We start from the raw sequence: 12747 nt of genomic DNA on the forward strand, positions 1-12747 counted from the left end.
ATGAAAAGAGCTGAGCGTATAGACAGGGTAGAGCTCATGCGGACGTTTGTCCGGATTGTTGAGGCGGGGTCACTCTCTGCGGCGGCACGGCAGCTGGCAACAACCCAGGCCACGGTGAGCCGACGGTTACAGTCGCTTGAGACAATGCTGGGGGTGCGTCTGATGTTACGCACTACCCACACGACGCGGCTAACGGATGACGGTGAGCGCTGCTATCAGCACGCCCGTCGGGTGATTGACAGCTGGCTGGCGCTGGAAGATGAGGTGGGGCAGACGGAAGATGAGCCAGTAGGCGTATTGCGGGTGCGGGCGCCGCACGCGTTTGGTCAGGACCAGCTTCTGAAACCGTTAACCGAATTTTTGCAGCGCTACCCGCAGCTTTCGATTGAGTGGATGCTTAACGATCGCTCGGCGGATTTCCTCGGCGACAACCTTGACTGCGCGATTCGGGTGGGCGTGGAAGTCGATCCGGCGACCGTATCCGTGCTGCTGGCCGAAGTGCCGCGTTCGGTGGTGGCTTCTCCGGCACTGCTGGCCCGCTTCCCGGCGGTTAACGCCCCAGAGGATTTGCAGCAGTTCCCCTGGATTGCCATCAGCTCTTTCTACCAGCGCCATGTGGAGCTTTTTCACGATGCATCACCCGCTCCCGCGCGAGTGGCTATTACCCCACGGCTCAGCACCGATAGCCTGTATGTTGCACGCAATACGGCGCTCACCGGGCTTGGCGTGGCGGTTGTATCCAGCTGGACGGTACAGGATGATATTCAGCAAGGACGGCTGGTGCATTTACTGCCAGAGTGGCAGCCAGCGGCGTTACCGGTGCATCTGGTTTACCCCTGGTCCCGTTATTATCCGGCGCGCTTGCGGCGTTTTCTGGAGCTGATGCGGCAGATAATGCCGGAGGTCACCGGGATGAGAAAGCCCGTGCAGCAGCCATAAAAAAAGCCGACCCGAAGGTCGGCTTTTTACTTTCTGTGTCGTTATTCGACAGACTGCGGACGCGTCGCCGGTGCAGTCGCCTGATGCGTTGCACTGTGGCCGCCTGCAGCGCCTTTACCTTCGAAGTTGAACTCCGGGCGTACCCAGTCGCTGTGACGCGGGGCTTCAGGCACGTACTCCGGCGCCGGAGCGCGCGTCATAGGTGCGGTCGCCACGTGGGCAGCGGCTGGTGCAGAAACAACCGGCGCTGGCTTCACTTCAGGCGCTTTCGCTTCTTCGGCTTCACGAACAGGTTCGACGGCAATCTCAACGTCCTGAACAACTTCTTCAGTCGTCGTTTCAACGATAACTTCAGCTGTCTCTTCCACTGCTGCTACAGGTTCTGCCTCTTCAGCAATTTCCTCAGCCACTACGGTATCTTCTTCAGCAATAAGCTGCGGTGCGGCATCAACCGGCGCGGCAATCACTTCTGGGTGCGTGGTTTCCACTTCTATCGCGTGTGGGGTTTCTTCAACCTCAACGGCCTGCGGTTCAACCACGGTAGCGGCTTCAGTCACGACCTCTTCAGCGACAGCAACAGGTGCAAGCACCTCTTCGGTCACCGGCTGTTCTTCAACTACCTGCTCCGGGCGAGCAACCGGGTAGCGGATCCAGACTTTGCCGGAGGCCATTTCTGGCGAAGCACAGGCAATGGTCAGCGGCATTGGCGACTGAGTCGGGTAACGCTCGTCACGATAGCGACGACGGCGCTGGCCGCTGACGCGCAGATGACGTGGAGAACGACGTGAACGGCGCGGCATGCCGGCGTTATCACGGTTTTCACCGTTTTCATCCTGTTCAGCGCTGTTTTCAACGACCGCTGGCAGGTCGACTTTTGCCAGCTGTGTACCGGTTGCGCTCTCGTTTGTTTCAGCGGCGACAATGGTTGACTCTTCGGTTGCTTCGGAGGCGAAGCGTACTTTCTGAGCAAGCTGACGCTGCTTACGACGCGGCATAACCTGAGTACGTTCTTCCTGCTCGCCGTCCTGCTGTTCAGCAGGCTCTTCGCGGTTCAGGTTTTTGACTTCCTGCTGCGCCTGACGCTTCTCGTCGTTACGACGACGGCTACGTTCGCGGCGTGGCTGCTGGTCGTCACGCTGTTTGCTCTTCTCAGACTCATCGCCCGCCTGCTGGCGAATTTCACGATCTTCAACATTAACGTTCTGCTGTTGTTTCTCGCGACGGTTGCGACGGTTGTCTTCGCGTTGCTCGCGGCCTTCGTTATTCTCAGAGCGGTTGTCACGGTTGTCACGGTTGTCGCGACGCTCGCTGCGGTCATTACGGTCGCTGCGGTCATTACGATCGCGACGGTTGTTCTGACGCTTACGGCGGTCCTGTTGACGCTCAGGTTTGGCCGCTTTTGGCTCTTCTTTCGGTTGCTCTGGCTGAACTTCCTCGCCGGCAAACATTTTCTTCAGCGCGCCAAAGAAGCGACTCAGCAGACCCGGTTGCTCTGGCTCGGCTTTCGCCACCCTGGCTTCTGGTTTCTGTGCCACAGGTTTTGCAGCAGGTTTTTCCAGAGCTGCTTCCGGCGGTGCTTCTGGCATGATGAAGGTCGCTAATGCAGGCTGCTCTGGCAGTTTGCGCTCGGCAGGCTCTTCATCGGATGGCAGAGCCATCTCTTCTTCATGCAGCTTCGGCAGCAGGTAGCTGAGGGTGGTCGTCTCTTCGCCTTTACGCACACGCAGCACGTGATAGTGCGGGGTCTGCATCTGATCGTTTGGCACGATGATGCAGCGAACGCCACCCTGACGCGCTTCAATGGCACTTACCGCCGCACGTTTTTCGTTAAGCAGGTAAGAGGCAACGGGCACCGGCACAATGGCGTGAACCTCTTTGGTGTTCTCTTTCAGCGCTTCTTCTTCAATCAGACGCAGAATAGAGAGGGACAGAGATTCGTTATCACGCACGGTACCGGTGCCGGAGCAGCGCGGACAAACGTGATGGCTGGACTCACCGAGCGACGGGCTCAGACGCTGACGTGACATCTCCAGCAGGCCGAAGCGTGAGATATGGCTAATCTGGATACGCGCTCTGTCCTGACGCACCGCCTCGCGCAGGCGGTTTTCAACCGCACGCTGGTGGCGTACAGGGGTCATGTCGATGAAGTCGATAACAATCAGACCACCCAGGTCGCGCAGGCGGAGCTGGCGGGCGATTTCATCAGCGGCTTCGAGGTTAGTGTTGTAGGCGGTCTCTTCGATATCGCCACCGCGCGTTGCACGCGCGGAGTTGATGTCGATAGCGGTCAGCGCTTCGGTGGTATCAATAACGATAGAACCGCCGGACGGCAGACGCACTTCACGCTGGAAGGCGGACTCAATCTGGGATTCGATCTGATAGTGGCTGAACAGCGGGATTTCACCGGTGTACAGTTTAATTTTGCTGGTGAAGTCCGGACGACCCAGCGCGGCGATGTGCTGGCGAGCCAGCTCAAGCACTTTCGGGTTATCGATCAGAATCTCACCGATGTCCTGACGCAGGTAATCACGGAAGGCACGTACGATAACGTTGCTTTCCTGGTGGATCAGGAACGGAGCAGGGCGGCTTTCCGCCGCTTTCTGGATAGCTTCCCAGTGCTTCAGGCGGAAGCTCAGGTCCCATTGCAGCGCTTCGGCTGATTTGCCCACACCTGCGGTACGCACGATAAGCCCCATGCCATCAGGCAGTTCGAGGCTCGCCAGCGCTTCTTTCAGCTCGGTACGGTCATCGCCTTCGATACGGCGAGAGATACCACCCGCACGCGGGTTGTTAGGCATCAGAACCAGATAGCTCCCCGCCAGGCTGATAAAGGTAGTCAGTGCGGCGCCTTTATTGCCACGCTCTTCTTTATCAATCTGAACGATAACTTCCTGACCTTCACGCAGAACATCTTTGATGTTTGGGCGGCCATGGGCGTTGTAGTTTGCAGGGAAATATTCGCGGGCGATTTCTTTCAGAGGGAGGAAACCATGACGCTCAGCACCGTAATCGACAAATGCAGCTTCAAGGCTTGGTTCAATGCGGGTGATTTTACCTTTGTAAATGTTCGCTTTTTTCTGTTCGTGTCCAGGACTTTCGATATCCAGATCGTACAGGCGCTGCCCATCCACAAGGGCGACACGCAACTCTTCTTGCTGAGTTGCGTTGATTAACATTCTTTTCATCGTAACTTACTCGTTATTCTTACATTGACGACAAAGCTGCGGGCAAGGTGACGCTTTCCGGGGTATGAACCGATGGCCTCGTGTCTATTCACGTCGCCAACCTCACGGTTGTCGCTCGCTTAAGAGGCGCAGAGTGTCGGTTGCCTGTGCTTCATACGGAAACACAGCGCAATTATCAGGGGAATTGCCTGGGAAGAACTCTCCAGAGAACAATCCTTATACCGGGAAGTACTGCAACCCGCAGCCCGCTAACTGCCTGAAAGATCAATACGTCTTACGCCATTGCTGCGTGGATGATCGGTCAGACAAAATTGGTCATTCCGTCAACATCCTTACAAAACCTGGATTAAACACGGAAAACGGCTTCATTATTCCACTGCTCGCCGGGTTATAGCAAGATGACTTTTACCAATTATCACCCGGTTACTCACAGTTTCTTCACTTCAAGGTGGTGATTGGTTTAATAACCACCAAATCGATTGCGCGAAACGGGGGACAGGCCGGATAAAAGTAAATATAAGCATAGAAAAATGAGTGGCGCTAATGGCTGACGATATTTAGAATCGCCAACCATGAAAACAGAGACTCCAGCCGTAAAAATGGTTGCTATCGCGGATGACTACGCGGGGCAACGCATCGATAACTTCTTGCGCACCCAACTGAAGGGTGTGCCAAAGAGCATGATTTATCGCATCTTGCGTAAGGGCGAGGTGCGGGTGAACAAAAAACGCGTCAAGCCTGAGTATAAGCTCGAAGCCGGTGACGAAGTGCGTATTCCACCGGTGCGCGTGGCTGAACGTGAAGAAGAAGTGGTTTCCCCTAAGCTGCAAAAAGTGGCCGCGCTGAGTGACGTCATCCTTTATGAGGATGACTATATCCTTGTGCTGAATAAGCCGTCAGGTACAGCCGTACACGGCGGCAGCGGTCTGAGCTTTGGCGTGATTGAAGGGCTGCGTGCGCTGCGCCCGGAAGCCCGCTTCCTGGAGCTGGTGCACCGTCTGGACCGTGACACCTCCGGCGTGCTGCTGGTGGCGAAAAAACGTTCTGCACTGCGTTCCTTGCACGAGCAGCTTCGCGAAAAAGGGATGCAGAAGGATTATCTGGCGCTGGTTCGCGGACAGTGGCAGTCTCACGTGAAGGTGGTGCAGGCGCCGCTGTTGAAAAATATTCTGCAAAGCGGCGAGCGCATTGTGCGCGTCAATCAGGAAGGGAAACCGTCCGAAACGCGCTTTAAAGTTGAAGAGCGGTATGAATTTGCCACGCTGGTGCGCTGTAGCCCCGTCACCGGTCGTACCCACCAGATCCGCGTGCATACGCAGTTTGCAGGGCATCCTATCGCGTTTGATGACCGCTATGGCGACAGGGAATTTGATAAGCAGCTGGCGGGCACCGGGCTGTCGCGTCTCTTCCTGCATGCGGCAGCGCTGAAGTTCACCCATCCTAATACGGGTGAAATCATCCGTATTGAAGCGCCGCTCGACGAGCAGTTGAAACGCTGTCTTAGGGTTCTGCGCGGCTAAGGTAAAAGTAAAACGGCAACGAAGTTGCCGTTTTAAATGTTTGCACCCTCTCCGGATGGGAGAGGGGCGGGGTGAGGGCATCAGGCCGCAAAGCTCACACCGTCAACGGATTACACTCTTCTCGCCTTAACATCTGGCACAGCGCAATCAGCGGCAGTCCCACCAGCGTGTTCGGGTCTCGCCCGTCCAGCTTGTCAAACAGCGCAATCCCCAGGCCTTCACTTTTAAAGCTCCCCGCGCAGTTCAGCGGACGCTCACGGCGCACGTAATCCACAATCTCTTGCTCACTGAGATGGCGGAAGTGGACGTCGAAGGGTTCGCATTCCGTTTGCAGGTGGCCAGAAGCGGAGTTATAGAGCGCCAGACCCGTATAAAAGGTGACGATACTGCCTCGCGCACGCAAAAGCTGCTGGCAGGCGTTCTCTTCCGTATGGGGTTTGCCGGTGATTTCTCCATCCAGTACACAAACCTGATCGGAGCCTATAATCAAATGCGAAGGGTAGCGTGCTGCCAGCGATTGTGCTTTCTCTTTAGCAAGACGCGTCACCAGATGACGCGGTGACTCGCCCGGTTGTGGCGTCTCATCAACCTCTGGCGCGGCACATTCAAACGGGATTCCGAGTTTTTCCAATAGCATTCGGCGGTAGGGGGACGTGGAGGCGAGAACGAGATTTGGCATATTTTTATCACCAGATATAGCGTATCGATGCCAGCCATTTTAAACTACAGGCCGCAATGTGTGCGAATAATTGGCAAAAGGCAGCTCAGGTTGCCTTTTTCTTTGACTCTATGACGTTACAAAGTTAATATGCGCGCCCTATGCAAAAGGTAAAATTACCCCTGACTCTTGATCCGGTTCGTACGGCTCAAAAACGCCTCGATTACGAAGGTATCTATACTTCCGATCAGGCTGAGCGTATTGCCGAATCCGTAGTCAGTGTGGACAGTGATGTAGAATGCTCCATGTCGTTCGCTATCGACAACCAGCGTCTCGCCGTTTTAACCGGTGATGCAAAGGTGACGGTAACGCTCGAGTGTCAGCGTTGCGGGAAACCGTTTGTACAGCATGTTCACACAACGTATTGTTTCAGTCCGGTTCGTTCTGACGAACAGGCTGAAGCACTCCCGGAAGCGTATGAGCCGATTGAGGTTAACGAATTCGGTGAAATCGATCTTCTGGCTCTGGTTGAAGATGAAATCATCCTCACCTTGCCAGTCGTTCCGGTGCATGATTCTGAACACTGTGAAGTGTCCGAGGCGGACATGGTCTTTGGGGAACTGCCTGATGAAGCGCAAAAACCAAACCCATTTGCCGTATTAGCCAGCTTAAAGCGTAAGTAATTGAGGAGTAAGGTCCATGGCCGTACAACAGAATAAACCAACCCGTTCCAAACGTGGCATGCGTCGTTCCCATGACGCGCTGACTGCAGTTACCAGCCTGTCTGTAGACAAGACTTCTGGTGAGAAACACCTGCGTCACCACATCACCGCTGACGGTTTCTACCGCGGCCGCAAGGTTATCACTAAGTAATCACGCGTCAGCGTGATTAGGCTTAGTGAGGATTTCCCCGTGCAAACGGGGAATTTACCGAACCAGGCTGCGACGATACCTTGACACGTCTAACCCTGGCGTTAGATGTCATGGGGGGAGATTTCGGCCCTTCCGTGACAGTGCCTGCAGCATTGCAGGCACTGAATTCTAATTCGCAACTCACTCTTCTATTAGTCGGCAATCCCGACACAATCACGCCATTACTTGCAAAAGCTGACTTTGAACAACGTTCACGTCTGCAGATTATTCCTGCGCAGTCAGTTATTGCCAGTGATGCCCGACCCTCGCAGGCTATTCGTAATAGCCGCGGCAGTTCTATGCGAATAGCGCTGGAGCTGGTGAAAGAAGGGCGCGCTCAGGCCTGCGTCAGTGCGGGAAATACCGGCGCGCTGATGGGGCTGTCGAAATTGTTGCTCAAGCCGATTGACGGTATTGAGCGCCCGGCGCTGGTGACGGTGTTACCGCACCAACAAAAGGGTAAGACGGTGGTGCTCGATTTGGGCGCTAACGTCGATTGTGATAGTACAATGCTGGCTCAGTTTGCCGTGATGGGATCGGTGCTGGCGGAAGAAGTGGTCGGGATCAACAATCCCCGTGTTGCGTTACTGAACATTGGTGAAGAAGAGACCAAAGGCCTGGACAGCATTCGCGAAGCCGCTGAATTGCTCAAACAGGTTCCCTCCATCAACTATATTGGTTATCTCGAAGCCAATGAGTTGTTGACGGGTAAAACGGATGTTCTGGTGTGCGATGGCTTCACCGGAAACGTGACGTTGAAGACCATGGAAGGGGTTGTGCGCATGTTTCTTTCTCTGCTGAAATCGCAGGGAGAGGGTAAAAAAAGCGCCTGGTGGCTGATTTTATTAAAGCGTTGGTTACAAAAAAGCCTGACGCGGCGATTCAGTCACCTCAACCCCGACCAGTATAATGGCGCCTGTCTGTTAGGATTGCGCGGCATCGTGATTAAGAGTCATGGTGCTGCCAATCAGCGAGCATTTGCTGTCGCGATTGAACAGGCAGTGCAGGCGGTGCAGCGACAAGTCCCTCAGCGGATTGCCGCTCGCCTGGAATCTGTATTAGCTAAAAGTGACTGAGCGTACATGTATACGAAGATTATAGGTACCGGCAGCTACCTGCCAAAACAAGTGCGTACCAACGCCGATCTGGAAAAAATGGTAGATACGTCTGACGAGTGGATTGTCACGCGCACAGGTATCCGTGAACGTCGTATTGCCGCGCCAGACGAAACCGTGTCGACCATGGGTTACGAAGCCGCACTGCGTGCTATCGACATGGCGGGCATTGATAAAGAACAGATTGGTTTGATCGTGGTCGCCACGACTTCTGCCACGCACGCTTTCCCAAGCGCGGCGTGCCAGGTGCAAAACATGCTCGGCATTAAGGGCTGTCCGGCGTTTGACGTCGCTGCCGCGTGTGCAGGTTTCACCTATGCACTGAGCGTTGCCGATCAGTATGTTAAATCCGGTGCCGTCAAATATGCGCTGGTGATCGGTGCTGACGTGCTGGCGCGTACCTGCGATCCGACCGATCGCGGAACGATCATTATTTTTGGTGATGGTGCGGGTGCAGTGCTGCTGGGGCAGTCTGAAGAGCCGGGTATCATCTCCACGCATTTGCATGCCGATGGAAGCTACGGTGAGCTGCTGACGCTGCCTAACGCCGATCGCGTTAATCCTGATAACTCCATTTACCTCACCATGGCAGGTAATGAAGTATTCAAAGTGGCGGTGACTGAGCTTGCGCACATTGTCGATGAGACGCTGGAAGCCAATAACCTTGAACGCACCGCACTCGACTGGCTGGTGCCGCATCAGGCGAACCTGCGTATCATCAGCGCGACCGCTAAAAAGCTGGGCATGTCGATGGATAACGTTGTGGTGACGCTGGATCGCCACGGCAACACCTCTGCGGCGTCAGTACCGTGCGCATTTGATGAAGCGGTACGCGACGGGCGAATCAAACGGGGCCAGCTGGTCTTGCTTGAAGCCTTCGGTGGCGGGTTCACCTGGGGTTCCGCGCTGGTTCGTTTCTAGGATAAGGAATAAAAAATGACGCAATTTGCTTTTGTGTTCCCGGGTCAGGGTTCTCAAACCGTTGGGATGTTGTCTGAAATGGCAGCAAACTATCCGGTCATTGAAGAGACTTTCCGTGAAGCTTCCGATGCACTGGGTTATGATTTATGGGCGCTGACCCAGCAGGGTCCGGCCGAAGAACTGAACAAAACCTGGCAGACCCAGCCAGCGCTGCTGACCGCGTCCGTTGCGCTGTGGCGTGTCTGGCAGCAGCAGGGCGGTAAAGCGCCAGCGCTGCTCGCGGGCCATAGCCTGGGTGAATACTCTGCGCTGGTCTGTGCCGGTGTGATCGCGTTTGCTGACGCGGTACGTCTGGTAGAGCTGCGCGGAAAATTCATGCAGGAAGCGGTGCCGGAAGGTACGGGTGGCATGTCTGCGATCATCGGTCTGGATGACGCCGCGATTGCAAAAGCGTGTGAAGAATCCGCTGAAGGTCAGGTTGTTTCTCCGGTGAACTTTAACTCGCCGGGCCAGGTGGTTATCGCCGGGCATAAAGAAGCGGTTGAACGTGCCGGTGCTGCCTGTAAAGCGGCGGGTGCTAAACGTGCACTGCCACTGCCTGTTAGCGTGCCGTCTCACTGTGCGCTGATGAAGCCTGCTGCCGAGAAACTGGCGGTTGAGCTGGAAAAAATTACGTTTAACACACCGACGATTTCCGTTGTGAACAACGTCGATGTGAAATGCGAAACCACGCCGGAAGCTATCCGTGACGCGCTGGTTCGCCAGCTCTACAGCCCGGTACAGTGGACCAAAACCGTTGAGTTTATGGCAGCGGAGGGCGTTGAGCATCTGTATGAAGTCGGCCCAGGGAAAGTCCTCACCGGTCTGACAAAACGTATTGTTGACACCCTGACAGCCTCGGCGATTAACGAGCCGGAAGCGATGTCAGCGGCACTCTCGCAATAAAAGAGGAATACCATGAGTTTTGAAGGAAAAATTGCCCTGGTGACTGGCGCAAGCCGCGGTATCGGGCGTGCAATTGCTGAAACACTGGTTGCGCGCGGCGCGAAGGTGATTGGTACAGCAACCAGCGAGAATGGCGCTCAGGCCATCAGCGAATATCTGGGTGCAAATGGTAAAGGTCTGGTACTGAATGTGACCGAACCTGCATCTATCGAATCTGTTCTGGAAAATATTCGCGCAGAGTTTGGGGAAGTGGATATTCTGGTAAACAATGCCGGGATCACTCGCGATAACCTGTTAATGCGAATGAAAGACGACGAGTGGAACGATATCATCGAAACCAACCTGTCATCTGTATTCCGTCTGTCAAAAGCGGTAATGCGCGCTATGATGAAAAAGCGTCATGGTCGTATTATCACTGTCGGTTCTGTGGTTGGTACCATGGGAAATGCTGGTCAGGCTAACTACGCTGCGGCGAAAGCAGGTCTGATTGGTTTCAGTAAGTCGCTGGCGCGTGAAGTCGCGTCCCGCGGTATTACTGTAAACGTTGTTGCTCCGGGCTTTATTGAAACGGACATGACGCGTGCGCTGACTGATGATCAGCGTGCGGGTACGCTGGCAGCTGTTCCTGCGGGCCGCTTAGGCGACCCGAAAGAAATTGCCAGTGCGGTTGCATTTTTAGCCTCTGACGAAGCGGGTTACATTACTGGTGAGACCCTCCACGTCAACGGCGGGATGTATATGGTTTAACCACGATGAAAAATATTTGCGTTATTAGGGCGAATGGCCTCAAAATAACGTAAAATCGTGGTACGAACTGCCGGGATTTAGTTGCAAATTTTTCAACATTTTATACACTACGAAAACCATCGCGAAAGCGAGTTTTGATAGGAAATTTAAGAGTATGAGCACTATCGAAGAACGCGTTAAGAAAATTATCGGCGAACAGCTGGGCGTTAAGCAGGAAGAAGTTGTGAACTCCGCTTCCTTCGTTGAAGACCTGGGCGCAGATTCTCTTGACACCGTTGAGCTGGTAATGGCTCTGGAAGAAGAGTTTGATACTGAGATTCCGGACGAAGAAGCTGAGAAGATCACCACCGTTCAGGCTGCCATTGATTACATCAACGGTCACCAGGCGTAAGTGAACATCTCCAGGCGGTCATTCGACCGCCTGAGTTTTATCTTTTTTAGTCCCACGAATCTCTTTTTTTATCCCTCCCTGGAGGACAAACGTGTCTAAGCGTCGTGTAGTTGTGACCGGACTTGGCATGTTGTCTCCTGTCGGCAATACCGTAGAGTCCACCTGGAAAGCTCTCCTTGCCGGTCAGAGCGGCATCAGCCTAATCGACCATTTCGATACTAGCGCCTATGCAACGAAATTTGCTGGCTTAGTAAAGGATTTTAACTGTGAAGAGATCATCTCGCGCAAAGAACAGCGCAAGATGGATGCCTTCATTCAATATGGAATTGTCGCTGGCGTTCAGGCCATGCAGGATTCTGGCCTTGAAATTACGGAAGAGAACGCATCCCGTATCGGCGCCGCTATCGGCTCCGGGATTGGCGGTCTTGGCCTGATCGAGGAAAACCATACATCCCTGATGAATGGTGGCCCGCGTAAGATCAGCCCGTTCTTCGTTCCGTCCACGATTGTTAACATGGTGGCGGGTCACCTGACCATCATGTTCGGCCTGCGTGGGCCAAGCATTTCTATCGCGACCGCTTGTACGTCTGGCGTGCATAACATCGGCCAGGCCGCGCGCATTATTGCGTACGGCGATGCAGATGCTATGGTGGCGGGCGGTGCAGAAAAAGCCAGTACTCCTCTGGGTGTCGGTGGTTTCGGCGCGGCTCGTGCGCTCTCTACCCGCAACGACAATCCTCAGGCGGCAAGCCGTCCGTGGGATAAAGATCGTGATGGCTTCGTGCTGGGCGACGGTGCGGGCATGATCGTGCTGGAAGAGTACGAACACGCGAAAAAACGTGGTGCGAAAATTTATGCTGAAGTCGTTGGCTTTGGTATGAGCAGCGATGCTTACCACATGACGTCTCCTCCGGAGAACGGCGCGGGTGCTGCGCTGGCGATGGCAAACGCAATCCGTGATGCGGGTATTACCCCAGCTCAGATTGGCTACGTCAACGCGCACGGTACTTCTACACCAGCTGGCGATAAAGCAGAAGCTCAGGCAGTTAAGTCTATCTTCGGCGAGTCTGCCAGCCGCGTAATGGTAAGCTCCACGAAATCCATGACCGGTCATCTGCTGGGTGCGGCGGGTGCAGTAGAATCTATCTACTCTATCCTTGCGCTGCGCGATCAGGCTGTTCCGCCAACCATCAACCTGGATAACCCGGATGAAGGTTGCGATCTGGACTTCGTTCCTCACGAAGCGCGCCAGGTTAGCGGTATGGAGTACACCCTGTGTAACTCCTTTGGCTTCGGCGGCACGAATGGTTCTCTGATCTTCAAAAAGATCTGATCCTGAAGTCCCGATAGCACTTAAGAAAGGTCCGCTTGCCGGACCTTTTTTATTACGTCTACTCTTCTTGTTGGCTGCAGG

Annotated in this window: 12 protein-coding genes; 10 read left to right on the forward strand and 2 right to left on the reverse strand. The window is 54.6% G+C overall.

The features are described 5' to 3' along the window. The first annotated feature begins 36 nt into the window (after nucleotides 1-36). Nucleotides 37-939, forward strand: a complete 903-nt coding sequence (locus tag AC3WOK_RS01945) for a LysR family transcriptional regulator (protein ID WP_074164689.1) — start codon at nucleotides 37-39, stop codon at nucleotides 937-939. 41 nt (nucleotides 940-980) lie between these two features. Here the strand turns inward: AC3WOK_RS01945 and rne are convergent, their stop codons facing one another. Beyond that, entirely contained in the window at nucleotides 981-4124 is a 3144-nt protein-coding gene (gene rne / locus AC3WOK_RS01950) for a ribonuclease E (RefSeq protein WP_492353836.1), read from the reverse strand. A gap of 572 nt (nucleotides 4125-4696) precedes the next feature. On the opposite strand from rne, the gene rluC reads away from it, so the two are divergent. Further along, complete coding sequence (rluC, locus tag AC3WOK_RS01955) at nucleotides 4697-5644, forward strand: 23S rRNA pseudouridine(955/2504/2580) synthase RluC (protein ID WP_492353837.1); 948 nt, start codon at nucleotides 4697-4699, stop codon at nucleotides 5642-5644. A gap of 94 nt (nucleotides 5645-5738) precedes the next feature. Here the strand turns inward: rluC and AC3WOK_RS01960 are convergent, their stop codons facing one another. Continuing rightward, complete coding sequence (locus tag AC3WOK_RS01960) at nucleotides 5739-6323, reverse strand: Maf family protein (protein WP_063430786.1); 585 nt, start codon at nucleotides 6321-6323, stop codon at nucleotides 5739-5741. A 140-nt stretch (nucleotides 6324-6463) separates the two neighbouring features. Here AC3WOK_RS01960 and yceD point away from each other — a divergent pair, with 140 nt between their 5' ends. The 8 genes from yceD to fabF all read left to right on the forward strand — a co-directional run bounded on the left by yceD (nucleotide 6464) and on the right by fabF (nucleotide 12666). Continuing rightward, the gene (gene yceD / locus AC3WOK_RS01965; protein ID WP_014883375.1) at nucleotides 6464-6985 is read left to right on the forward strand and encodes a 23S rRNA accumulation protein YceD; all 522 of its coding nucleotides are present in this window, start codon (nucleotides 6464-6466) and stop codon (nucleotides 6983-6985) included. A gap of 16 nt (nucleotides 6986-7001) precedes the next feature. Continuing rightward, complete coding sequence (rpmF, locus tag AC3WOK_RS01970) at nucleotides 7002-7175, forward strand: 50S ribosomal protein L32 (protein WP_003857964.1); 174 nt, start codon at nucleotides 7002-7004, stop codon at nucleotides 7173-7175. An 80-nt stretch (nucleotides 7176-7255) separates the two neighbouring features. Beyond that, nucleotides 7256-8290 (forward strand): phosphate acyltransferase PlsX, encoded by a 1035-nt coding sequence (gene plsX, locus AC3WOK_RS01975; RefSeq protein WP_063955808.1) that lies wholly within the window; start codon nucleotides 7256-7258, stop codon nucleotides 8288-8290. A 6-nt stretch (nucleotides 8291-8296) separates the two neighbouring features. After that, entirely contained in the window at nucleotides 8297-9250 is a 954-nt protein-coding gene (locus AC3WOK_RS01980; RefSeq protein ID WP_047348994.1) for a beta-ketoacyl-ACP synthase III, read from the forward strand. 15 nt (nucleotides 9251-9265) lie between these two features. Beyond that, the gene (gene fabD / locus AC3WOK_RS01985; RefSeq protein ID WP_492353838.1) at nucleotides 9266-10195 is read left to right on the forward strand and encodes an ACP S-malonyltransferase; all 930 of its coding nucleotides are present in this window, start codon (nucleotides 9266-9268) and stop codon (nucleotides 10193-10195) included. 12 nt (nucleotides 10196-10207) lie between these two features. Then, on the forward strand, nucleotides 10208-10942 hold the full coding sequence (gene fabG, locus AC3WOK_RS01990) for a 3-oxoacyl-ACP reductase FabG (RefSeq protein WP_010429699.1): 735 nt from the start codon (nucleotides 10208-10210) through the stop codon (nucleotides 10940-10942). A gap of 154 nt (nucleotides 10943-11096) precedes the next feature. Next, nucleotides 11097-11333, forward strand: coding sequence for an acyl carrier protein (acpP, locus tag AC3WOK_RS01995; RefSeq protein WP_003857954.1), 237 nt, complete (start codon nucleotides 11097-11099; stop codon nucleotides 11331-11333). A gap of 91 nt (nucleotides 11334-11424) precedes the next feature. Then, a complete protein-coding gene (gene fabF / locus AC3WOK_RS02000) occupies nucleotides 11425-12666 on the forward strand; it encodes a beta-ketoacyl-ACP synthase II (RefSeq protein WP_048339067.1) in 1242 nt (413 codons plus the stop codon). Nucleotides 12667-12747: the final 81 nt, after the last annotated feature.

It is taken from the genome of Enterobacter sp. FW301-JW81 (assembly GCF_058788735.1).

What these genes read in the sequence shown, in the direction of transcription:
- AC3WOK_RS01945 (WP_074164689.1), top strand. Translation starts at nt 37, where the DNA reads ATGCGGACGTTTGTCCGGATTGTTGAGGCGGGGTCACTCTCTGCGGCG.
- rne (WP_492353836.1), bottom strand. Translation starts at nt 4,124, where the DNA reads ATGAAAAGAATGTTAATCAACGCAACTCAGCAAGAAGAGTTGCGTGTC.
- rluC (WP_492353837.1), top strand. Translation starts at nt 4,697, where the DNA reads ATGAAAACAGAGACTCCAGCCGTAAAAATGGTTGCTATCGCGGATGAC.
- AC3WOK_RS01960 (WP_063430786.1), bottom strand. Translation starts at nt 6,323, where the DNA reads ATGCCAAATCTCGTTCTCGCCTCCACGTCCCCCTACCGCCGAATGCTA.
- yceD (WP_014883375.1), top strand. Translation starts at nt 6,464, where the DNA reads ATGCAAAAGGTAAAATTACCCCTGACTCTTGATCCGGTTCGTACGGCT.
- rpmF (WP_003857964.1), top strand. Translation starts at nt 7,002, where the DNA reads ATGGCCGTACAACAGAATAAACCAACCCGTTCCAAACGTGGCATGCGT.
- AC3WOK_RS01980 (WP_047348994.1), top strand. Translation starts at nt 8,297, where the DNA reads ATGTATACGAAGATTATAGGTACCGGCAGCTACCTGCCAAAACAAGTG.
- fabD (WP_492353838.1), top strand. Translation starts at nt 9,266, where the DNA reads ATGACGCAATTTGCTTTTGTGTTCCCGGGTCAGGGTTCTCAAACCGTT.
- fabG (WP_010429699.1), top strand. Translation starts at nt 10,208, where the DNA reads ATGAGTTTTGAAGGAAAAATTGCCCTGGTGACTGGCGCAAGCCGCGGT.
- acpP (WP_003857954.1), top strand. Translation starts at nt 11,097, where the DNA reads ATGAGCACTATCGAAGAACGCGTTAAGAAAATTATCGGCGAACAGCTG.